Origin of the sequence: Hydrogenibacillus schlegelii (assembly GCF_001653195.1) — a bacterium.
Taxonomy (GTDB): Bacteria; Bacillota; Bacilli; order Thermicanales; family DSM-22653; genus Hydrogenibacillus; species Hydrogenibacillus schlegelii.
Genome location: NZ_JXBB01000023.1, coordinates 99,886 through 121,913, shown reverse-complemented (window position 1 = coordinate 121,913; position 22,028 = coordinate 99,886). Strand labels below are relative to the sequence as shown.

At 71.9% G+C, this 22,028-nt stretch carries 17 protein-coding genes, 1 pseudogene and 1 riboswitch; of the genes and pseudogenes, 2 read left to right on the top strand and 16 right to left on the bottom strand.

Annotation, left to right across the window (positions count from 1 at the left end):
* Positions 1-44: 44 nt before the first annotated feature.
* Positions 45-929, bottom strand: coding sequence for an agmatinase (gene speB, locus SA87_RS07495; RefSeq protein ID WP_066201477.1), 885 nt, complete (start codon positions 927-929; stop codon positions 45-47).
* A gap of 71 nt (positions 930-1,000) precedes the next feature.
* Positions 1,001-1,822, bottom strand: a pseudogene (speE, locus tag SA87_RS07490) (polyamine aminopropyltransferase); the annotation flags it as partial.
* A 255-nt stretch (positions 1,823-2,077) separates the two neighbouring features.
* Here speE and SA87_RS07485 point away from each other — a divergent pair.
* A complete protein-coding gene (locus SA87_RS07485) occupies positions 2,078-4,114 on the top strand; it encodes a transglycosylase domain-containing protein (RefSeq protein WP_169793289.1) in 2,037 nt (678 codons plus the stop codon).
* Positions 4,115-4,171: 57 nt separating this feature from the next.
* Here the strand turns inward: SA87_RS07485 and SA87_RS07480 are convergent, their stop codons facing one another.
* Positions 4,172-5,113 (bottom strand): ROK family protein, encoded by a 942-nt coding sequence (locus tag SA87_RS07480; RefSeq protein WP_066201468.1) that lies wholly within the window; start codon positions 5,111-5,113, stop codon positions 4,172-4,174.
* Between the two features lie 112 nt (positions 5,114-5,225).
* On the bottom strand, positions 5,226-5,834 hold the full coding sequence (tmk, locus tag SA87_RS07475; protein WP_273256882.1) for a dTMP kinase: 609 nt from the start codon (positions 5,832-5,834) through the stop codon (positions 5,226-5,228).
* A 133-nt stretch (positions 5,835-5,967) separates the two neighbouring features.
* Between tmk and SA87_RS07470 the strand changes: the two genes are divergently transcribed.
* Positions 5,968-7,203 carry a hypothetical protein gene (locus tag SA87_RS07470; RefSeq protein WP_066201464.1) on the top strand — a complete coding sequence of 412 codons (1,236 nt, stop codon included), beginning with the start codon at positions 5,968-5,970 and terminating at the stop codon, positions 7,201-7,203.
* On the opposite strand, the gene SA87_RS07465 is transcribed toward SA87_RS07470, so the two are convergent.
* The 12 genes from SA87_RS07465 to SA87_RS07410 form a co-directional block, all read right to left on the bottom strand.
* Complete coding sequence (locus SA87_RS07465) at positions 7,190-10,120, bottom strand: insulinase family protein (RefSeq protein ID WP_066201463.1); 2,931 nt, start codon at positions 10,118-10,120, stop codon at positions 7,190-7,192. The genes SA87_RS07470 and SA87_RS07465 overlap by 14 nt on opposite strands.
* Positions 10,121-10,264: 144 nt before the next feature.
* Positions 10,265-10,720 (bottom strand): bactofilin family protein, encoded by a 456-nt coding sequence (locus SA87_RS07460; RefSeq protein ID WP_156423454.1) that lies wholly within the window; start codon positions 10,718-10,720, stop codon positions 10,265-10,267.
* Positions 10,692-11,738 carry a M23 family metallopeptidase gene (locus SA87_RS13750; protein WP_066201456.1) on the bottom strand — a complete coding sequence of 349 codons (1,047 nt, stop codon included), beginning with the start codon at positions 11,736-11,738 and terminating at the stop codon, positions 10,692-10,694. The genes SA87_RS07460 and SA87_RS13750 overlap by 29 nt, the downstream gene beginning before the upstream one ends.
* Before the next feature lie 126 nt (positions 11,739-11,864).
* Positions 11,865-12,587 carry a purine-nucleoside phosphorylase gene (gene deoD / locus SA87_RS07450; RefSeq protein WP_066201453.1) on the bottom strand — a complete coding sequence of 241 codons (723 nt, stop codon included), beginning with the start codon at positions 12,585-12,587 and terminating at the stop codon, positions 11,865-11,867.
* Positions 12,584-14,083, bottom strand: a complete 1,500-nt coding sequence (gene hemG / locus SA87_RS07445; protein WP_066201452.1) for a protoporphyrinogen oxidase — start codon at positions 14,081-14,083, stop codon at positions 12,584-12,586. The genes deoD and hemG overlap by 4 nt, the downstream gene beginning before the upstream one ends.
* Positions 14,080-15,003: a ferrochelatase gene (gene hemH / locus SA87_RS07440; protein ID WP_066201449.1), complete on the bottom strand. Its 924-nt coding sequence runs from the start codon at positions 15,001-15,003 to the stop codon at positions 14,080-14,082. The genes hemG and hemH overlap by 4 nt, the downstream gene beginning before the upstream one ends.
* Positions 15,000-16,130: a uroporphyrinogen decarboxylase gene (gene hemE, locus SA87_RS07435; RefSeq protein WP_066201447.1), complete on the bottom strand. Its 1,131-nt coding sequence runs from the start codon at positions 16,128-16,130 to the stop codon at positions 15,000-15,002. The genes hemH and hemE overlap by 4 nt, the downstream gene beginning before the upstream one ends.
* Before the next feature lie 44 nt (positions 16,131-16,174).
* On the bottom strand, positions 16,175-16,684 hold the full coding sequence (gene ribH, locus SA87_RS07430) for a 6,7-dimethyl-8-ribityllumazine synthase (RefSeq protein WP_066201443.1): 510 nt from the start codon (positions 16,682-16,684) through the stop codon (positions 16,175-16,177).
* An 82-nt stretch (positions 16,685-16,766) separates the two neighbouring features.
* Positions 16,767-18,041, bottom strand: a complete 1,275-nt coding sequence (locus SA87_RS07425; RefSeq protein WP_066201440.1) for a bifunctional 3,4-dihydroxy-2-butanone-4-phosphate synthase/GTP cyclohydrolase II — start codon at positions 18,039-18,041, stop codon at positions 16,767-16,769.
* The gene (locus SA87_RS07420) at positions 18,038-18,682 is read right to left on the bottom strand and encodes a riboflavin synthase (protein ID WP_066201683.1); all 645 of its coding nucleotides are present in this window, start codon (positions 18,680-18,682) and stop codon (positions 18,038-18,040) included. Before SA87_RS07420 ends, SA87_RS07425 begins: the two co-directional genes overlap by 4 nt.
* Positions 18,683-18,735: 53 nt before the next feature.
* Positions 18,736-19,842: a bifunctional diaminohydroxyphosphoribosylaminopyrimidine deaminase/5-amino-6-(5-phosphoribosylamino)uracil reductase RibD gene (ribD, locus tag SA87_RS07415; protein ID WP_066201436.1), complete on the bottom strand. Its 1,107-nt coding sequence runs from the start codon at positions 19,840-19,842 to the stop codon at positions 18,736-18,738.
* Between the two features lie 184 nt (positions 19,843-20,026).
* A riboswitch (FMN riboswitch) is annotated at positions 20,027-20,210 on the bottom strand.
* A gap of 69 nt (positions 20,211-20,279) precedes the next feature.
* Positions 20,280-22,016 carry a phospho-sugar mutase gene (locus tag SA87_RS07410; protein WP_245637677.1) on the bottom strand — a complete coding sequence of 579 codons (1,737 nt, stop codon included), beginning with the start codon at positions 22,014-22,016 and terminating at the stop codon, positions 20,280-20,282.
* Positions 22,017-22,028 lie beyond the last annotated feature (12 nt).

The following is a 22,028-nucleotide window of genomic DNA, read 5'->3' as shown; positions in this document are numbered from 1 at the left end:
CTTTCTGCCGAATGAATGAGCATTCGCTCAAAGTTGTGCTTCTATTATAGCACGCTTCGGCGGCGGGACCAAAAGCCGATCAAAAGCTCCCGGACGATCTTCGCGGCGAGAACGGCCGTCCGCTCGGTCGGATCGTACGCCGGCGCCACTTCGACGAGGTCGGCGCCGACGAGGCGGACGCCGGCGGCGGCGAGGCGCCGGAGGGCGGAAAAAAGCTCCGCCGGCGATATCCCGTCCGGCTCCGGCGTCCCGGTGCCCGGGGCGTAGGCCGGGTCGAGGGCATCGATGTCCACGGTAAGATAGACCGGCCGTCCGGCGAGCTCCGGGAGGACCGCTTCGAGCGGCTCCGCGAGGGCAAAGGGGAAAAAGCGGAGGTCGGATCGGGCCGCCCGGAACTCCTCCGCCGTGCCGGAGCGGACGGCAAACGAAAAGACGCGCCCGCCGCCGACCGCCTCGGCGATCCGTCGGATGACCGTCGCGTGGGACAGAGCCTCCCCTTCGTACGCCTCCCGGTAGTCGGCGTGGGCGTCGATGTGGACGACGGCGAGGTCGGGGTACCGGCGGCGGACCGCCCGAACGAGGGGAAGACTCACGAGATGTTCGCCGCCCAGGGCGAACGGGACCTTCCCCGCCGCGACGAGGCCGGCGGCGACCGCCTCGAGCCGCTCGAGGGCGAGGGCGGTGTTCCCGAACGGCAGGGCGACGTCGCCGGCGTCGGCATACAGGACGTCGGCAAGGTCCCCGTCCAGGGCGGGGCTGTACGTCTCGAGGACGACCGACGCCCGGCGGATCGCCTCGGGGCCGAAGCGGGCGCCGGGGCGGAAGCTCACCGTCCAGTCCATCGGGGCGCCGAAGAGGACGACGGCGGCCTCCGCCTCCGCCTTCGACCCGAGGAAGCGGCGGCCGGATTCGGCCTCGGGGACGATCATCGGCCGCCCTCCCCGCCGGCCGGCGCGCCGGAGGCGAGGGCCGTCCCCCCGCCGGCGGCGAAGCCGTCGGCGAGAAGCCGCTCGACGAACCGCGGCAGGGCGAACGCCGCCCGGTGGATGGCCGGCGTGTAGTACCGGGTGTCGAGGTCGGGAATCCGCTCCGGCGGCACCGCGAGGGGATCGTGCCGGAGGGAGCCGAGCGTAAACGTCCAGAGGCCGCTCGGGTACGTCGGGATGTTGGCCACGTACAGCCGGGCGAGGGGAAACGTCCCGGCGATGGCGGCGAACGTCTTTTGCACGAGGGCCGGCTTGAACCACGGGTTGTCCGTCTGGGCGACGAAAAGCCCTTCCGGCCGGAGCGCCTTTTTGATGCCGGCATAAAAGCCCGCCTCAAAGAGCCGCACCGCCGGCCCGACCGGCTCCGTCGAGTCGACGAGGATGACGTCGTAGGCGGCTTCGGCCCGGGCGATGTGCTCGAAGCCGTCGCCGATCGTGATCCGGACCCGGGGATCGTCGAGGGCGCCGGCGATCGACGGCAGATACCGCCGGGACGCCTCGACGACCGCCCGATCGACCTCCACCAGAACGACTTCTTTCACGGCCGGGTGCTTGAGCACCTCCCGGACGGCGCCGCCGTCCCCGCCGCCGACGACGAGCACCCGCCGCGGCGCCGGATGGGTGACGAGGGCCGGATGGACGATCATTTCGTGGTAGACGAACTCGTCCCGCTCCGTCGTCATGACCATGCCGTCCAAGACGAGCATCGTGCCGAACGCCTCCGTCTCCAGGACGTCGAGGCGCTGGTACGGCGTCGTCTCGCTGTGAAGCGCCCGCCGGATGCGAGCGGTGATGCCGAAGCCTTCGGTCTGATGTTCGGTAAACCAGAGCTCCACGGTCCCGACCCCGCTCTCGTGAAAATCGCCCGGCCCTGCCGGGCTTTCAGAGCGATTATAATCGTTTCGTCCGCCGGCGCAAGGGCCCGGCGGCGCCCCGCTCGCCGAAGAACAAACGGCCGATGTCGCCGGGCGAACCGGCGGCCGCCGGACGGATCCGCCGCGGGACGTATGACCGGCGCCGCCGCCTCCCATACTGGAAGAAAAAGAAGGCGACTTGGCAGGACCGGTTTGGACCGGAAAGAAGGGAAGCGCGTGCGGCGGTTTTTCGGCATCGCCCGCGGGATCGCCAGGCTGATCGGGCTCGTCGGGCTCGGGCTCGCCGGGGTCGTCGTTTTTCTTTACGTGAACACCGGACCGCTTCCGCCGCCGGAGCGGCCGGGCATCGACTGGCGGTTTCGCGACGGGACGCCCCTTCCGGGCGGGGACGCGCCGGTCGAGGTGCCCCTTGCGGCGATCAGCCCGGCGCTCATCGAGGCGACGCTGGCGGTGGAAGACCGGCGGTTTTACCGGCACTTCGGCCTCGACCCGATCCGCATCGCCGGCGCCCTCGTCCACAACCTGCGGGCGGGTCGCCTGATGGAAGGCGGAAGCACGATCACGCAGCAGCTCGCCCGGAACGCCTATTTGAGCCACGAGCGGACGTGGAGCCGGAAGCTCCGGGAGGCGGTTTTGGCCCTCAAGCTCGAGCGGACGCTGACGAAGGAAGCCATTCTCGAACGGTACTTGAACACGATCTACTACGGCAACGGCGCCTACGGCGTCGAGGCGGCGGCCCGGCTTTACTTCGGCAAATCGGCCGCCGACCTCACCCTCCCCGAGGCGGCGCTCCTCGCCGGCATCCCCAAAGGGCCGGCGCTCTACGAGCCGTTCGCTCACCCGGAGGCGGCGCTGGCCCGGCGGCGGGAGGTGCTCCGGGCGATGGTCGACGCCGGCACCCTCTCGCCGGAGGAGGCGGACCGAGCCGCCGAGGCGCCGCTGGCCCTCGTCCGGCGCAAACCGGCGCCGGACCTTTACGGCTACGCCCGGGAGGCGGCCGTCCGGTTTCTCGAGGCCGAGCTCGGCCTCCCCCGGGCCGTCCAGCCGTACGCCGGCCTCACGGTGACCCTCACCCTGGACCCGAAGGCAATGCAGGCCGCCGAAGCCGCCCTCGCCCGGCGCCTCCCTGCCGGCGACGCCGACGGCCTCACGGCGGCGATCGTCGCCGCCGATCCGGCGGACGGCGGCATCCGGGCGCTCGTCGGCGGCCGGGACTTTCGCACCGAACCGTTCGACCGGACCGCCGCCCGCCGGCCTCCGGGGTCGGCCTTCAAGCCGATCGTCTACCTCGCCGCCCTCGAGGCCGGCATGACGCCGCTTTCCGTCGTCGACTCCAAACCGACGGTCTTCGTCTACGACGGCGGCCGGACGTACGCGCCGAAAAATTACGGCGACCGTTACTACGGGCCGATCACGATGCTCCGGGCCGTCAAGCGCTCCGACAACATTTACGCCGTCTCGGCCCTCATGGCCGCCGGTGCCGAGGCGGTCGTCCGGCGGGCGCACGACCTCGGCATCCGATCCCCGCTTCCGGCGGTGCCGGCCCTCGCCCTCGGCGCGCAGGGGGTGACGCCCCTCGAGCTCGCCGAGGCGTACACCACCCTCGCCGCCGGCGGCCTTCATGCGCCGCTTCACCTCGTCGAGCGGGTGGAAACGAAAGACGGCCGGGTCCTCTACGAGGCCCGGCCGAAACGGGAGCCGGCGGCCGATCCGGCGACGGTCTTCGTCCTCACCCGGCTTTTGGAGGGCGTCTTCGACGTCGGCGAAACGCCGGAAGCGATGGGGACGGCGGCCCTCATCGCCGCCGACATCCACCGTCCCGTCGCGGGAAAATCCGGCACGACGGCGACCGACGCCTGGATGGCAGGCTACACGCCGGATCTCGCCGTCGTCGTTTGGGTCGGTCGGGACGACGCCCGGCCGATCGACGACAGGATCGCCGGTCCGGTCGCCAAGCATCTGTTTGCGGACGTGCTGGAGGGGGCGCTTCGGGACGTCCCGCCGCACCTGTTCCCGATCCCGGACGGCGTCGCCGCCGCTTACGTCGACGAAGCGAGCGGGCGGGCGACGTGCGGCCGGGGAACGCTCGTCTATTTCGTCCGGGGCACCGAACCGCCGGCCCCGTGCGGTCTTGCGGCAGGCTCCGGGCCGGCCGAACGGGAAGGCCGGCCGCCGGCTCCTCCGGCCGAGCGGCGCGCATCGCTCATCGACCGGTTTCGGCAGCTGTTCGGCGACCCGATCTCCGGGCGCTAGCCTCCGGCGCCGGCGGCGCTTCCTCCCGGGCGGCGAGCCGTTTCGCCGCCTTTGGCTTCAGCCGGCGACGGCGGCGGAAAAGGCGGCGTAGGCGGCGCCGACGAGGCCGGCGTCGTTCCCGAGGGCGGCCCGGCGAATGTCGACCGCCGCCCGGTGCGCCGGCAGGACATGGGCCGAAAAGGCCGCCCACATCGCCGGCCGGAAGAAGGCCTCCGCCGACGCCAACCCGCCGCCGAGGAGGATCAAGGCGGGGTTCAACGCGTTCGCCAGCCCGGCCAAAGCGAGGCCGAGAAAGCGGCCGACGCGGTCGAAGGCCGCCCGGGCGACCGCGTCGCCGGCTTCCGCCGCCTGGGCGATCGCCACCGGGGAGAGGGGGCGGCCCGCCAGCGCCGACGGCTCCCCCCGGCGAAGGGCCGCCTCGACGTGCCGGACGAGAGCCGTCGCCGACGCTTCCGTCTCCAGGCAGCCGACGGCGCCGCAGCCGCAGCGGACGCCGGCCGGATGGACCGGAAGGTGACCGATCTCGCCGGCCAGGCCTCGCGCCCCCCGGAGGAGGCGGCCGCCGCTCAAGACGGCGCCGCCGACGCCGGTGCCGAGCGTGACGAGGAGGACGTCGTCGACGCCCCGGGCGGCGCCCCGCCACCGCTCCCCGAGGAGTGCGGCCCGGGCGTCATTTTCCAGCGCCACCGGCCACGGCAGCGCCTCGGCGAACAGCGCGCCGGCCGGGACGTCGGCCCAGCCGAGGTTCGGGGCGAGGGCGACGGTCTTCGTCTCCGGATCGACAAGGCCCGGGATGCCGATGCCGACGCCGGCGAGGGCCGGGGCGGCCTCTCCGGCGAGGAGCGCCTGAAGCCCTTCGGCGATGGCGGCGACGACCGCCGGAGGGCCGCCGGCTTTCGGCGTCGAGCGCTCGTGCCGGAGGACGATGTCGCCCGCTTCGCTCACAAGGCCAAACTTGATCGACGTGCCGCCGAGATCGACGGCGAGGGCGTAGCGCATCGCGTCCCTTCTTTCTCGAGCAACCTGACTCAGCCTTTCGGACGGAGGGCAGACGTTCGGAGACCGGGGGCGTTCCCCGGCGAAGGCCGGCCCGCGCCGCCGGCGCCGGGCGCTACAGACCGTAGCGGGCCCGAAGGGCCGAAAAGGCCGCCTCCACCACCGCCTCCAGGGGCGCCCCGGCGTCGACGACGATGAACCGTTCCGGGGCCTCCCGGGCCAGCCGGAGGTAGCCGTCCCGGACGCGCCGGTGAAAGGCCGGCGGCCGGCGGTCGAAGCGGCTCGCCGCCCGGCGCCGATCGGCGGCCAGGCGCCGGAGCGCCTCGTCCGGATCGAGGTCCAGAAGGACGGTGACCGCCGGAAAGTAGTCCCCGACGGCAAACGCATTGATCGCCCGGACCGCCTCCACGCCGGCGCCGCCGACAAGCCCCTGGTAGACGAGCGAGGAGTCGATGTAGCGGTCGACGAGGACGAAGCGCCCGGCGGCGAGCGCCGGCGCGATGATTTCCCGGACGTGAAGCCGGCGGGCGGCCGCAAAGAGAAGGGCCTCGGCGCCGGCATCGAGCGCCTCCCCGGCCTCGTCCAGGAGGAGAGCGCGGATCTTCTCCGCCAGGGGCACGCCGCCCGGCTCCCGGGTCCGCACGACGGCGTGGCCGAGGGCCTGAAGGCGCGCCGCCAGCCGTTCGGCGACGGTCGTCTTGCCGGCCCCTTCGATCCCTTCCAGCGCGATCAGCCGCTCATGGACGGTAATCGTCGACGCCTCCTTCGGTCCCTTGTCCGATCATCCCAATTTGTTTATCATAGCATAAGAATTCGGCCGCCGACGATGGTCCGGTCGGCCTAACGGAGTCGTCGCGATGTCGCCCGATCGAGAGTTCCCGCTGGCCGCCGGGCAGAAGGGGCCGGACGACGATCCGGCGCTGGACGCCTGGCGGGCCTTTTTTGAGGCGGGCGATCCCCGGCCGCCGGTTCGCCCGACGGTGCTCGCCCTCTGGCGGGCTTACGCCGGGCAGGATGTCGCCGGAGAGCCGCTTCGACGCTACGATGTCGCCCCCCCTGCGCCCGGCTTCGGCCGCCTGCTCGACGCCGCCGCCCGCGCCGCCGAAGAACGCCTTGCGGCGGCGTGGCGGCCGTTTTGGCTCATCGCCGACGCCGCCGGGCGCGTGCTCGCGGTTTCGCCGGCCGATCACCCCCTCACCCGACGGCCGTACGGCCTCCGGCCGGGCCTGAAGCGGGGGGGATCGTATCCGCCGACGGCGCTCGACGCCGCCCTTAAGCGGGAGCGGGCCGCCTGGCTCGTCGGCGCCGAACACCCGCACCGGCTGTTCCACCGGTGGACGAGCCTCGCCGGCCCGGCGGTCTCGGGTTCAGAGGCGGACTTCAGCCCCCTGGGCGGCGCCGCCTTCCTCGAGCTGATGCTCGACCGCGCGGCGCCGGTCGACCGGGCGCTCGACGCCTGGGCCGCCGCCCATCGGGCGCTTGGTCAGGCCGCCGCCCCCGCCGATCGGGCCGCCGCCCTCGCTCGGGACGTCGCCGACCGGCTTCGGAACCCGCTGGCCACGGTCATGGGGTACTTCGCCGCCCATCCCGAAGCCCTCTCCCCGCCGTGGCGGGCGCCGGTCGCCGAAGCGCTCCAGGCGATGCAGGCGACGCTCGACCGCATGACGCTGGTCTACGCGCCGGAGGCGCCTAGGCCCGAGGTCCTCGTCCTGCTTCCGGCGCTTGAGCGCTGGCGGGCGGAGCGGCCGGATCCGGAGGCGGTGGCCGTAAGCGGCGAAGGGAAGCGGCCGGCGTGGGTCGACCGCCGGCAGCTTCTTGCCGCCCTCGATCTCCTCACCGACGCCGTCCGGGACGCCTCGCCGGACCCCCTCCGGATCACGGTGGCCGAGGAAGGGCGGGGGCTTGTGATCCGCCTTCCCGCCGCGCCGGTCGGCGGAGCGGTCCGGGAGGCGGTCGGCGCCCTCCGGCGGCTGGTCGCCGCCTGCGGCGGCACCTCCGCCCTCGTCGGGGAGGGCGGCGGGCTCCTCCGCCTTTCGTTTCCGCCGCCGCCGGAACCCGACGCGACCCGTCGGGCGGCGTTCAGTCGTCGGTGACGCGGGTGAGGACGTCGAAGCGGTCGCCGGCCGCCCGCAGGCGCTCGCTCCCGCCGAGGACGGCGATCCGGCCGTGGGCGAGGACGTCCCGGACAAGCGGCGCGAGGCGGCGGATGTCCTCCGGCGTCGTGGCGAGGATCTCCGCCCGCTCGGCGTTGAGGGTCGCCTCGTCGAGGCCGGCAAGATAGAGATAATCGCCCCGCTCGCCTTTCATCGCCGGCGTCAGGGGCCGGTCGAGGCGGCTTACGGTGCCCAGGATGAGCTTGGTCATCTCCCGCCCGTCGGCGGAAAACCGCTCGATGAAGGCCGGCGCCTCGTCGAAGACGGCCAGCGTCTCGTCGAGGTGCGGATCGCGGTAAGAGGCGAAGGCCACGTTCCCGCTCCGGTCGAAGGTGACGAAGCTCCCGTAGGCGCCTCCCTGGACCCGGACGCGATTCCACAGGTAGTCGTAGGTAAGGAGCGTCCGGAGCACTTCCAGCCGGCCGGTGTACCCGTAGCCGAGGGTCCGGAAGTTGTACCCCTTGGCGACGTACTGGACCTTTGCCGCCGAAAGAAGGCCTTCGCTCCTCAGGCGGCCGACCTCCGGCGGCGGCGCCGGCCGGGGCGGCGTTCCTTCCGGCAGGGCCTCGAGGAAGGCGGCGTACGCCGCCCGATACGCCGGGGCGTCGTCCGGATCGACGGTGACCGAGCCGAGGAGGGCGGCCCGGCGGACGGTCCGGTGCAGGAGGCCGTCCAGCCCCTCGACGACGTCCCGAAACGCCCGCTCATCCTTGAGCCAGCCTTTGAGCGCGTGAAAATAGGCGATGCCGCCGGTAAGATCTCGCACCCTGGCCGCCGGCGAAAAGAGGGCGAGCATCCGCCCCGCCGCGACGAGGTGGCCCCGGTCGTACAGGCTCATTTCGAGGCGGGAGGCCTGTTCGTCGAAAAGCTCCCGGACCCGCCGGACGTCATCGAAGCGGCTTTCGGTGAGGATTTCCCGGACGAGGGCGAGCGCCTCGGGCAGCTTCGGCCGAAGCGCCTTGAAGCGGACGACGAGGTACGGCGTATAGCCCGAGCCGTCCGCCCGCTCGATCGTCTCGACCGACGCCCGGAAGCCGCCGGTGGCGAGGTCAAGGGCGGTGGCGAGTTCGCCGTACGTCCGCCGGCGGGTGCCTATGCGGCCGAGGAGGGCGCTTAAGGCCGACGCCCGGGGAAGGTCGTCCGGGGCGACGTCGGCGAGGGAAAAATAGAGGCTGCCGTAGGCGACGCCGTTCGTCGAAAGCGCGTGCACGAGGAGCGTCGTCCCGGCGACCGTCTCCGCCGCCGTCGGAATCGGCTCGACGGTCTTCGGCACCTCGTCGAGGGAGAGGATCGGAATCGCCTTTAAGGCTTCCGGATCGTCCGGCGTCGTCTGGCGCCGAAGCAGCGCTTCCGTCTCGGCGACGAGGGCCGCCTTTTCCGCTTCGGAGAGAGACGCTTTCCGCTCGGCCAGGGATTTTTCGAGGGTCGCCTGCTTTTCTTCCTCGAGCCCGGGCGTCGCTTCGAGGGCGAGTCGGACCCGATGCTCGTTGGCAAGAAGCCGCGTCCGGAGGAGCCGCTCGAAGTAGCCGTGGGGCGCCTCCCGCTTGATCGTCTCCAGGGCCGGTTCCCAGCGGAGCGGCGCCAGCGGGTCGCCGTCGTAAAGCCACGTCGTGAGGGCGGAAAGGAGATAGACGAGCCCCTTCGGGTAACCGCGAAAATCCGCCTCCCGGAGCTGGAATTCCTTCCGGGCGATCGCCCCTTCGACGAGCTTCGGCGGAAGCCCCGCCGCCGCGAAGCGCGAAAGCATTTCCCGGACGGCCGCATCGAACCGCTCGAGATCCTCCCGCCGGGCGCCCTTGGCGACGACGGCAAACAGGGGCTGCCGGAGCGCCGGCTCGTAGAGGCCGAAGACGTCCCGGCCGAAGCCCGCCCGGAGGAGGGCCTCTTTGAGGGGCGCCGCCGGGCTGTCGAGGAGGATGTAGCTCAGGATGTCGAAGGCGAGGGCCGTCTCGACGTCAAGGGCGTCGTGGGCGGCGAAGCCGACGGCGAGAAAATCCTTGTCGGTCGGGTCGTCCCCCGCCGGGATCGCGTACGGCGCGCGAACCGTCTTGGCGGTGGCGAAGGGCATCTGGCGGAGCGGGGCGGCGCCTGCGGGTCGGCGGCCGAACGCCGCGAGGTAGTCGTCGGCGAGCTTTTTGAGCGCCGCCTTGAGGTCGAGGTCGCCGTAGAAGAAGAAATACGCGTTGGACGGATGGTAATACGTGTCGTGAAAGCGGACGAACTCCTCCTGCGTGAGCGTCGGGATGACGTCGGGGTCGCCGCCGGCGTCGAAACGGTACGGCGTATCCGGATAGAGGGCGCTCTGAAGCGCCTGGTAGAGGACGCTCTCCGGCGAGGAGTAGGCGCCCTTCATTTCGTTGTAGACGACGCCCCGGATGAGAAGGGGGTCTTCCGGCCGGCGGAGTTCGTAGTGCCAGCCTTCCTGTTTTAAAATCATCGGATCGTTTTTGAGGTTGGGGAAAAACACCGCGTCGAGGTAGACGTCCATCAGGTTCCAGAGGTCTTTTTCGTTTCGGCTTGCGACGGGGTAGACGGTCTTGTCCGGATAGGTCATCGCGTTCAAAAACGTATTCAGCGATCCTTTCGCCAGCTCGACGAACGGCTCCTTGAGGGGGTACTTCCGAGAACCGTTCAACACCGAATGTTCGAGGATGTGCGGCAGGCCGTTGGACGAGGCCGGCGGGGTGCGGAAGGCGACGGCGAACACTTTGTTGTCGTCGTCGGCGAGGAGGGCCAGCACCCGCGCCCCGGTCGGCCGATGCACGAGCCGGAGGGCCAGCGCCGGAATCTCTTCGACCGTCTCCTCGGCTTCGAGGACGAAGCCGGCCCACTCGGCCGGCCAGTCGATCGGCTGCATGCGTCCACCCCTTTTCCTCATCGCGGTGGCGTCGATCATACATAGTGTGAACGGAAAGGTTTGCCTTATGCCGCCTGAGAGCCCCGGCGGCCGACGGGAAGAAAAAGGGCCCGCCCCCGGCCGGACCCCGGACGGCGGGCTCCGTCAGGCGTCCGGCTCCGCCGCCTCTCCCGGCTCCGGCGCCGCCGCGTGGGGCCGGATGCGGGTCTGAAAGCGGCTCCGACGGCCGCCGTCTTCCGCCGGCGGATCGGCCGCCTTTTTCCGAACCGTTCCCGTCAGGGACGCCCCTTCTTCCACCGCGAGGACGGCGTACTCCACCGTCCCCTCGATGTCGGCGGTCCGCTCGAGGACGAGCGCTTCCGCGACGAACAGATCCCCGCGAACCTTGCCGGCGATGTGGGCTTCCCGGGCCCGGACCGTCCCGTGCACCTGTCCGGTGGCGCCGATCGCGAGCGCCCCCTCGACGGTGACGTCGCCTTCGACGGTGCCGTCGATCCGGACCGCCGCGGTGGCGAACAGATGGCCTTCGAGCCGCGTGCCGGCGTCGATGACCGTCATGCCCGCCGGCGACTCAGTCCTGGGCTTCTCCCGCTTCCACACGGATCTCCCCTCCCAGATACGGCGCCGGGTCGACCGGGCGGCCGTAGCGGCGCACTTCGTAGTGCAGATGCGGTCCGGTGCTCCGGCCGGTGTTTCCCATGCGGCCGATGACCGCCCCCTTGTCCACCGTTTCGCCGACCCGGACGGCGATCGCCGACAGGTGGGCGTACACCGTCGAGAGCCCCCCTCCGTGGTCGATCTCGACCATCAGGCCGTAACCGCCGTCCCGTCCGGCAAAGACGACCGTCCCCTTCGCCGTCGCGACGACCGGCGTCCCGACGGCATTGGCAAAATCGACGCCTTCGTGAAAGCGCTGCGTTCGCGTAAACGGATCCGGGCGAAAGCCGAACCCGCTCGTCACCCGGCCGGCCGCCGGGGCGATGTCCGGCGTCCGGCGCAAGCGTTCCCGATACGCTTCGACTTCCGCCGCCGTCTCCTCGATCGCCGCCCCCTGGGCGGCGGCCGCCTTTTCGAGGGCGGAAAGCCCCCGCTCCGCCGCCTCGACGAGCGCCGAAGCCGGCGGCGCGCCGGCCGCGAGCGGCCGGGCGGTGAGGGCGGCGATCCGGGCCGTCTCCCGCTTGGCCGCGAGGAAGACCGCCTGCCCCTTCGCGGGCGCCTTCGAAGTCGGCGGCGCGATCGATTTCAACCGTTCGTCGTTCGTTTCGACGGTTTCTTCCAGCCGGCGAAGCCGCTCGAAAAGCTCCTCATACCGGCTCCGGAGGGTGCGGTTTTCATCCCGCAGACGATCCGACTCTTCCGCCGCCTGCCGGACCGCCTGCCGGCTTTCGCCCCGGACGGCTTCGAGCCGCGCCTCGGCCGCCAAAAGCGCCTGCCGGCTCCAGACGAACGCCAACACGGCCAGGGTGAAGCCGAGCCAAAAAAGCGCGACCCCGCCCAGCGCCAGGGCCAGCATCCAGCCGCGGAGGCGGACGTGGCGGATCTCGCCGGCATCCCCCGGGACGATCTGCACGTGCCACGGCCGACCGAGGCGCCGGACGAGCGCCTTCAGGCGTCTCATCGAGCTCCTCCTTCCCAAACGGAAGGAGTTCGACAAAAAAAGAAAGACTCCTTCCCTGAGAAGGAGTCTTTTTTTGCAAGATGGATCGACCGGCGCCGATCCGTCGTCCCGCGCCGCCGCCGGGCGTCATCCTTCCCGAGCCGCTTCGGCCACGAGCGCCTCGAGGGCGATCTCGACCATCTGCCGAAACGTCCGTTCCCGTTCCTCGGCCGTCGTCTCCTCCCGGGTGACGAGATGATCGCTCACCGTAAGGACCGAAAGCGCCTGGGCCCGGAACTTGTGGGCGAGGGTGTAGAGGGCCGCCGTCTCCATCTCCACCGCCAGCGTGCCGTAGGCGATGAGCGCCTGAAGCGGCCGGTCGTCGTCGGCGTAGAAGCTGTCGGTCGTAAAGACGTTGCCGATCTTCACCGGCACGCCGAGGGCGCGGGCCGCGGCGTCCGCCGCCTGAAGCAGCCGGAAGTCGGCCGTCGGGGCGTAATCGATCCCGTAAAACCGGAGCCGGTTCATCTGCGAGTCCGTCGCCGCGCCGACGGCGAGGACGACGTCCCGGAGCTTGAGCTCCGGCTGGAGCGCCCCGCACGTGCCGACGCGGATGAGGCGCCGGGCGCCGTAGTCGCGGAGAAGCTCGTGGACGTAGATCGAGATGGACGGCATCCCCATGCCCGTCCCTTGGACCGACACCGGCACCCCCTTGTAGGTCCCGGTGTAGCCGAACATGTTCCGCACCCGGTTGTACTGAACGGCGCCTTCGAGGTACGTCTCGGCGATCATCTTCGCCCGGAGGGGATCGCCGGGGAGCAGCACGTTCGGCGCGATCGCCCCGGGCTCGGCCCCGATGTGAATGCTCAAGCCCCTGCCTCCTTTCCCTCCGGCGGCCCGCCGGCGCCCGGCGCCGGAGCGCCGCCCCCTTGAAGGTAATCAAGCGCCGCCTCCGCCGCCCGGCGACCGCTTTCGGCGACGTCGGGGAGCCCGACGCCGTCATAAGCGCTCCCGGCGACGAAGATGCCGGGAAGCGTCCGTTCGAGGGCCGCCCGGAGCGCCGAGAGGCGCTCCCGGTGGCCGACGCCGTACGCCGGCATCGCCGCCCGCCACCGGCTGACGAGGACGCCCGCCGGGGGTCGGCGGACGCCGGACGTCTCCTGGAGAAACGAAAGCGCCGCCGCCTCGAGCTCGGCATCGGTGAGCCGCTCGGCGACGTCGGTCGTGGCGTCGCCGAAGTAGACGCGAAAGAGCGCCCCGCACGGCGGCGTCGTATGGGGCCACTTGCGCGTCGTCCAGGTCACGGCGGTGATCGCCGGTCGCCCGTCCCGGGCGACGACAAACCCCGACCCCGGCGGGAGCGCCGAGAGGGCGGCCGCCTCGGTCCAGACGGCAACGTTCGCCACCGAGGCGTACGGCGTCCCCGCTTCGAGGGGCAAAAACGCCTCTCCCGCCGGCCCCAAAAGCGCCCGGGCCGCCGCCGCCGGCACCGCCAAGATGACCGCCTCGGCCCGGATCGCCTCGCCGCCCTCCAGGGCGACGGCGTACGCCGACCCCTCCTTTCGGATCGCCACGGCGCCGCGGCCGGCGATGAGGCGGGCGCCCCCGGCGGCGAGGGCGGCCGTCAGCGCCTCGACGACGGTCAAAAGGCCGCGCCGGAAGCTCACGAACGTCGAGCTTTGGACCGCCTCCGGCCACGGGGGATCGATCGCCGGCGGCCGCTCCCGCGGCCCGGTGAGCATCGTCCGGAGCAGGCTCCCGTGGCGGGCCTCGAGGGCCTTCAGGTGCGGAAACGTCGCCAGGACGCTCAGCCGGTGCACGTCTCCGGCGTAGATGCCGGATAGGAGCGGGCCGGCGAGGCGATCCGTCACCTCCCGGCCAAAGCGGCGGGTCAAAAAGGCGCCGAGGGCCTCATCGCCGGCCGGGCCCCGGGGGAGAAAAAGCTCGAGGGCCGCCCGGGCCTTTCCCCGAAGGCTCAGAAGGCCCGTACGGACGAGCGGCCCGAGCCGGGTCGGGATGCCCGTCGCCATCCCTTCCGGGAGCGGGTGCAGACGGCCGCGGAAGAAGACGTACGCCCCGCGGCCTTCGGGCCCGGTGCCGACCGCCTCGCCGTCCAAGCCGAGGGCGGCGACGAGCCGCCGGGCGGCCGGCTTCCGGGCAAGGAACGAATCCGGTCCCCGCTCGATGACGTAGCCGTCCCGGCGGACGGTGTCGATCTTGCCGCCGAACCGCGGCGAACGCTCGACGACGACGACCTCCGGCAACCGCTCGGCCGGAAGGCGCCACGGCGCGCCGGCAGCCGGCGACAGGGCGTACGCCGCCGCGAGGCCGGCGAGCCCGCCGCCGACGACGACGACCCGCGTCATGCCTCCCACGCCCCGAGCACGGCCTCGATCCGATCGGCGAGAAGGCCGATGAAGCGCGGATCATCGTCCGGCATCCGAATGCGCCGGACGTCGAGGCCGAGCCGCTCCCCTTCGGCCCGGGCCTCGATGTCGAGGTCGTAGCAGATCTCGAGGTGTTCCGTGACAAACCCGATCGGAGCGACGAGGACGCCGCCGTAGCCTTCGGCCCGAAGGGCCGGCAGCACCTCCCGGATGTCCGGCCCGAGCCACGGCTCCGGCGTCTGCCCGGCGCTCTGGAAGGCAAACGTCCAGTCGGCGACGCCGGCGGCGGCGGCGACGAGCCGGCTCGTCGCGAGGAGTTCCGCCTCGTACGGGTCATTCATCGCCCGGATGCGCGCCGGCAGGCTGTGGGCGGAAAAGACGACCTTCACCTTCGAGGCCGGCGGAAAGGCCCGGAGCGCCTCGACGACCCGATCCCGGAGGAGGGCGATGAGGGCCGGATCGTCGCCGTAGCGCTCGATAAAGCGGGCGGCAAGTCCGGCGGCGTCGGCCGCCTTTTGGGCGCGGGCGAAGTATTCGCCGACCGACAGGGCCGAATAATGCGGGGCGAGCACCAGGCCGACAACCCGCCGCACGCCGGCGGCCCGAAGGGCCTCGACGCCGTCTTCGATGAACGGCGGGGCGTGCTTGAGGCCGAGCCGGACGACCATCGCCCCCGGACGGCGGGCTTCCAGGACGTCCGTGAGCGCCCGAACCTGCCGTTCGGTGTTTTCCCGGAGGGGAAACGTGCCGCCGATCGCCCGGTAGCGGCGTTCGAGATCGCGAAGCTCCCCCTCCGACGGCCGGCGGCCGCGGCGGATGTGGGTGTAGTACGCTTCGATTTCCGCAAAGCTCCGGGGCGTGCCGTAGGCCATGACGAGCACGCCGATCGGTTCCTTCACCGCGCTTCACCTCGCTCTGGCCCATCCCCGGCTCCGGCCGAAGGCCCCCCGGCCGCCGGCGGTCCGCCGGCCGCCGAACCTTCGCCGACCCGCCGGCCGGCGAGGCGCTCGGCCGAATATTCCTGGACGGTGGCGACGAGGTCCCGCACCGCCTCGAGTTCCGCCTCGGGGTAGAGGCCGTGGCCGAGGTTGAAGATAAACCCCGGCGCCTGAAGGCCCGCGTCGACGACCGTCCGGGCGTAGGCCCGCCGGACGTCCGGCGGCGCCTCCAGCCAGAGGGGATCGTAGTTCCCTTGCAGGGCAAACCGACCGTTCAGGCGGCGATTGGCCTCGGCCAGGGGCACCCGCCAGTCGACGCCGACGACGTCGATCGGAAGCGCGCGGAGAAGCGGCAAAAGCTCGCCGGAGGCGACGCCGGGAAAATATATCTTCACCGCCGGGCGGCCCGCCAGAGCCTGAAAGATGCGCCGGACGTACGGCAGCGCATACCGCTCGTAGTCGACCGGCGCCAGGTGCCCGGCCCAGGAATCAAACAGCTGCACCGCATCGGCGCCGGCGTCGAGCTGCGCCTCGAGGTAGCGGACGGTCATGGCGGTGAGCGCTTCCATGAGCTCGGTCCACACGTCCGGGGCCCGCAGCATGAGCCGCTTCGTCTCCCGGTACGTCCGGGTCGGACGCCCCTCGATGAGGTAGCTCGCCAGCGTAAACGGCCCGCCGGCAAAGCCGATCAGCGGCACGGAAAGCGATCGTTTGACGAGCCGGATCGCCTCGAACACGCCGGCGACCGCCGCCGGATCGAAGGCGCCGAGGGCCCGGACGTCCTCGGTGGAGCGGATCGGCCGCTCGACGACCGGGCCCACCCCGGCGACGATGTCGTACGAAAGGCCCACGCCTTCGACCGGCGTCATGATGTCGGCGTAGAGGATGGCGGCGTCGACGCCGAGCTTTTTCACCGGAAGGGCGGTGAGCTCCGCCGCCACCTCCGGCAGGCGGGCGATGTCTTTGAACGAAAGGCGGCCTTTCAAGGCGTGATACTCCGGGTCGTACCGCCCGGCCTGGCGCATGAACCAGATCGGCGTCCGGTCGACCGGCACCTTCCGGGCGGCCCGGAGAAAGCGATCGTTCATCGCAATCGGCCCGTCGCTCCTTTCTCCGTCCGCCCCTTATCTTATCACGTTTCAACGCCGTTTTGCCCGCCCGGCGCCAAACGTTGCCCCGTCCCGAGCTTCCGGCGGAGCGAGGCGAGTTCGATCGCCGTCATCGCCGCCCGTTCGCCGGCGTTTCCCGCCTTCGTCCCGGCCCGCTCGAACGCCTGCTCCAGCGTATCCGTCGTGAGCACCCCGAAAGCGACCGGCACGCCGGTGGCGGCGATGACGCTCTGGATGCCGGAGGCCGCCCCGCCGGCGACATAATCAAAGTGGGCCGTCGCGCCGCGGACGACGGCCCCGAGGGCGATGAGGGCGTCGTAGCGCCCGGAGCGGGCGAGCATGCCGATCGCCCACGGAAGCTCAAACGCCCCCGGTACCCAGACGACGTCGATGCGGTCCGGATCGGCGCCGTGCCGCCGAAGGGCGTCCAAGGCCCCGCTTAAAAGCGCTTCGGTGATGAGGCCGTTGAAGCGGCTTACGGCGATGCCGAAGCTGAGCTCCCGGGCGTCGTAGTCGCCTTCAAACGTCCGCACCGAACTCCCCCTCTCCGAAACTTCTCTGCGCCTGCGACGGCCGGCCGCCGCAGACGGCGCATGCCGGCCCCCTTTCTCCGGCTCAGAGCCAGTGACCGAGGCGAAGGCGCTTCGTCTCCAGGTAGCGGCGGTTGTGGGGCCCCGGCGCGACGACGAGGGGCTCCCGCCGGACGACGGCGATGCCGAGGGCTTGAAGCCCTCGGATCTTCGCCGGATTGTTCGAAAGCAGCGCGATCTTTGTCATGCCGAGGTCGACGAGCATCTCCGCCGCGACGGCGTAATCGCGGGCGTCGGCCGGAAAGCCGAGCTGGTGGTTCGCCTCGACGGTATCGAGGCCCGCGTCCTGAAGGGCGTACGCCCGGATTTTGTTCCCGAGGCCGATCCCCCGCCCCTCCTGCCGGAGATAGAGAACCGCCCCGCGGCCGGCGGCGGCCACCCGCCCGAGGGCCGCCTGAAGCTGCGGTCCGCAGTCGCACCGGAGCGAGCCGAACGCATCGCCGGTCAGGCACTCCGAGTGGATCCGGACGAGCGGCGGATCGATGCCTTCCGCCCCGCCCAAGCCGGCCGCTTCGGCGTCCGGCGCCGCGCCGGGGCGCACGGCCCCCGGTTCCGGGACAAGGGCGACGTGTTCCGCGCCGCCGGCCCGCTCCCGGTAGACGATGATGCGAAAATCGCCGGCTTCCGTCGGAAGCTTCGCCTCGCCGACCCGCTCGATCAGCGGGTCGACCCGCCGCCGGTAACGGACGACGTCTTCCACCGAGAGGACGGGAAGGCCGTGCCGGCGGGCAAACGCCTCCAGCGCCGCCCCCCGGGCCGGGCGGCCGTCTTCGTCCAGAATCTCGCAGATGACGCCGACCGGGGCGGCGCCGGCGAGCCGGGCAAGATCGACCGCCGCTTCCGTATGGCCCCGGCGGGCCAGGACGCCGCCGGGCCGGGCCCGCAGGGGAAAGATGTGTCCCGGCCGGAGGAAGTCGTCCGGCCCGGCGTCGGGCCGGGCGAGCGCCCGGAGCGTCGCCGCCCGCTCGTGGGCGGAAATGCCCGTCGTCGATTCCCGGGCGTCGACGGAGACGGTGAAGGCCGTCCCGAACGGGTCCGTCTCCGCCGCTTCGGGCACCATCGGGGGAAGCGCCAGCCGATCGGCGACTTCCGGCGCCATCGGCGCGCAGACGAGCCCCCGCCCTTCGGTGATCATGAAGTTGACCATCTCCGGCGTCGCCCGCTCGGCAAGGCCGACGAGATCGCCTTCGTTTTCTCGCCCTTCGTCGTCGACGACGATGACGAGGCCGCCGGCGCGGAGGCGCTCAAGCGCCGCCTCCACCTTCGCTTCGACCGCGGAAAAGGTCGCGCCTTCGCTCATTGTCCGATCCCTCCGGCGCCGTCCGGCCGGCCGAACAACCGCCTGTACGGGTCGAGGGCCCGGACGACCAGCTTCGCGATGAGATCGGCCTCCAGGTTCACCGGCGCGCCGACGCCCTTTTCCCCCAGGGTCGTCGCCGCCGCGGTGTGGGGGATGAGGGCCACCTGAAACGCCGTCCCCTCGACCGCCTGGATCGTGAGCGACACGCCGTCGACGGCGATGCTCCCCTTCGGGACGAGGTACGGCGCGAGGGCCGCCGGCGCTTCGATCCAGACCTCGGTGCCGGCCCCCGGGCCCGCCTCCGGCCGGACGGCGAGGATCGTGCCGATGCCGTCGACGTGTCCGGTGACAAAATGGCCGCCAAAGCGGCCGCCGGCGGAAAGCGCCCGCTCGACGTTGACCCGCCGCCCCGGCGCCGCCTCGCCCAAAGTCGTCGCCCGTTCCGTCGCCAAAACGACGTCGACGGCCACGCGCGCCCCCCGGACGTCGACGGCCGTCAGGCAGACGCCGTCGACGGCGAGGGAATCGCCGACGTGAATCTCCAGGCGTTCCGGGAGTTCAAGGAGAAGCCTCCGCCCGCCGGCGGGCTTCGGTTCGACCGCCCGAATCGTCCCGATCGCTTCGATCAACCCCGTAAACATCGCTCCGTCTCCTTCCCGGCCGAAGCGGCGGCCGACCCTCCGCCGGCCGCTTTTCATGGGCGGCGCCTCGCCGCTTCTTCCGTGCGACCGGATGAATCCTGCATAAACCGCGGCCGACCGGTGATGACGAGATCGTCGCCGAGCCGCTCGACCTCCAGCGCCTCAAGCGGCACCGCCGCTTCGAGGGGGACCGGCGGCCCGGCGAGGGTCGGAAGCCCGGCGCCCAGGATTTTCGGCGCCACGAACAGGCTGACGCGATCGACCGCCCGGGCCGCCCAGAAGGCTCCGGCGACCGTCGCCCCGCCCTCGACGAGGACGAGGCGGATGCCCCGCTCGAACAGGACCTGCAGGGCAAAGGCCACGTCCCGGGGGCCGGCGACGATCTCGGCGCCCCGGGCCCGAAGCGCCGCCTTTTTGGCCTCGTCGGCCTCCGGCGTCGTGACGATGAGCACCTCGCCGCGGGAAAAAAGCCGCGCCTCCGGTGGCGTCCGAAGCCGGCCGTCGAGAACGACTTTGAGCGGCGGCCGGGCGCCCGGCAGGCGGGGCGAAAGGTCGGGGTCGTCGGCCAAAACGGTGCCGCTCCCCACGAGAACGGCGTCGGCTTCGCTCCGAAGCTCGTGCACCCGGCGCCGGCTCGCCTCGCCGGTGATCCACCGGCTCCGCCCGTCGGCGGCGGCGATGCGGCCGTCGAGCGTCATGGCGAGCTTCAGCCAGACGTACGGCCGGCCGAGCGCCTGTCCGGTAAGGTACGGAGCGTTGATCGCTTCCGCCGTCTCCCGAAAAAGCCCGACGTCGACCTCAAGGCCGGCGGCCTGAAGCCGGGCGATGCCGGCGCCGCGCACCCGGGGATCCGGATCCTCCATCGCCACGACGACCCGCTTGAGGCCGGCGGCGATGATCGCCTCCGTGCACGGCGGCGTCCGGCCGGTGTGGTTGCACGGCTCGAGGGTCACGTACATCGTCGCCCCGCGGGCCGCCTCCCCGGCCATCCGGAGCGCCTGCACTTCGGCGTGGGCCTCGCCGGGCCGAAGGTGGGCCCCGAGGCCGACGACGCGACCGTCTCGGACGATCACGGCCCCGACGCGCGGATTGGGGTGCGTCTGACCCCGCGTCCCCCGGGCGAGCTCCAGCGCAAGCGCCATCCACCGCTCGTCCGACATGCGCCTCCCTCCTCCTCAAGCGGCCTCCGGCGCACGATAAAACCCCGAAGCACAGCGCTTCGGGGTCGGATGAAGTCGGCCGGGCAAGGCGGGCAGGTCCCAAGACAATACGATCCCTCCGGCATCTCCGGCCAAGCCCGCCCGGCGGGCCCGCCGGCCATGCCGCTCCCGCTTACGCCGTGGCCGTTTCCTTCTCCCATCCGGACTGTACCGTCGGTGTTGGATTCGCACCAAACTCCTGCGGCTTCCGAGTCGCCGGAAGCCGCTCGTGGACTCGTCCGAAGGCTTGGCCTTCGGCATCACCACCGGTCGGGAATTGGCCCGCACCAAAGGCTCGGCCCGGGCCTCACCCTGCCCCGAAGGAACCGCCACGCCTCGATTTTGGGTCCATTGTACGCGCCGGGCCCTCGGATGTCAACGGCCCGCGGCGCCGGCGCTTACGGCACCGCCTCGAGGCGCTCGACGAGCGCCCCGGCGAGAGCCTCCGCCCGGGCTTCCGCCTCCTCCCGCTCCCGGGCGACGGCGCCGACGTACACCTTGATCTTCGGCTCGGTGCCGCTCGGCCGGACGGCCGCCCAGGCGCCGCCCTCGAGACGAACCTTGATCACGTCGGCCTGAGGCAGCGCAAGCTTCCGGAGGGGCCGGCCGGCGGCGTCCAAGACGGCGCCGGCGCGGTAATCTTCGATCTCGACGACGGGAAGACCCGCCAGCGCCTTCGGCGGCGCCGAGCGGAGGGCGGCCATCATCCGCCCGATCCGGGCCGCCCCCTCGGCGCCCTTCAACGTGAGGGACCGGAGCCGCTCGGCGTGGGCGCCGTACGTTTGGTGGAGCGCGGCGAGGGCGTCCACGAGCGTCCGGCCTTCCGCCTTGTGATGCGCCGCCGCTTCGGCGAGGAGGACCGCCGCCTGGACGGCGTCCTTGTCCCGGACGAAGTCGCCGGCGAGGTAGCCGTAACTTTCCTCGTAGCCGAAAACAAACGGCACGCCCTCCCGCTCGAGCGCGCCGATGAGGGCGCCGATGAACTTAAAGCCGGTGAGCACTTCGTAGACCCGAAGGCCGTTCGCTTCGGCGATCGCTTTGCCGAGGTCGCCGGTGACGATCGTCTTGATCACCGCCCCGCCCGCCGGGAGCGTTCCCCGGGCGCGGCGGCCGGCGATGAGGTAATCGAGAAGGAGCGCCCCGATGGCGTTTCCGTTCAGGAGGACGTATGCTCCGTCCCCCGTCCGGACGGCCGCGCCGACCCGGTCGACGTCCGGATCGGTGGCGAGGACGAGGTCGGCGCCGAGGCGCCGCGCCTCCGCCAAGGCGAGGCGGAACGCCTCCGGCTCCTCCGGATTCGGCACCGCCACCGTCGGAAAGTCGCCGTCCGGCTCTTTTTGCGCCGCCACGACGTGCACGCGGGCAAAGCCGGCCCGCCGGAGCGCCTCCAGCACCGGGCGGGCGCCGGCGCCGTGAAGCGGCGTGTAGACGATCGACAGGGCCCCCTTCGCCGGATCGTCCGGCGCCCGGAAGCCGAGGCCGGCAACCCGCGCCAGGTAGTCCGCCTCGATCTCCGGGCCGACGTCCCGCACCAGCCCGGCGGCCCGGGCTTCCGAAAGGGGCCGCACCGGCACCCGAAACACGTCGTCGTAAGCCGCCATGTGGGCGGTGATCCGCTCGGCGACCTCCGGCGTGATCTGCACGCCGTCCGGGCCGTAGACCTTGTAGCCGTTGTACTCCGGCGGATTGTGGCTCGCGGTGATGACGACACCGGCGTCGGCCCGAAGCGCCCGCACGGCAAACGACAGCTCCGGCGTCGGCGTCACCTCCGGGAAGAGGAGCGCCTCGACGTCAAAGGCGGCGAGCACCTCGGCCGTCGCCTCGGCAAACCGCCGAGACCCCCGGCGGGAGTCGTAGGCGATCACGACCCGGGGCCGGCGGCCGGCGACCTGTTCCCGGAGCGCCGCCGCGAGCCCGGCGGTCGCCCGCCGGACGACGTAGACGTTCATCCGGTTCGTCCCCAGGCCGAGTTCCCCTCGCATGCCGCCGGTGCCGAAGGCGAGGTGGCGGTAAAAGCGGTCGAAGACGTCGGCCTCCGAAAGGCCGTCGAGCTCCGATCGCTCTTCCGGCGAAAGCGGCGCCGCCAACCAGGTCGCGTAGCGGCGCCGGCTCAAATCCCGGAGTGCTTCGTCCACGCGTTTCACCCC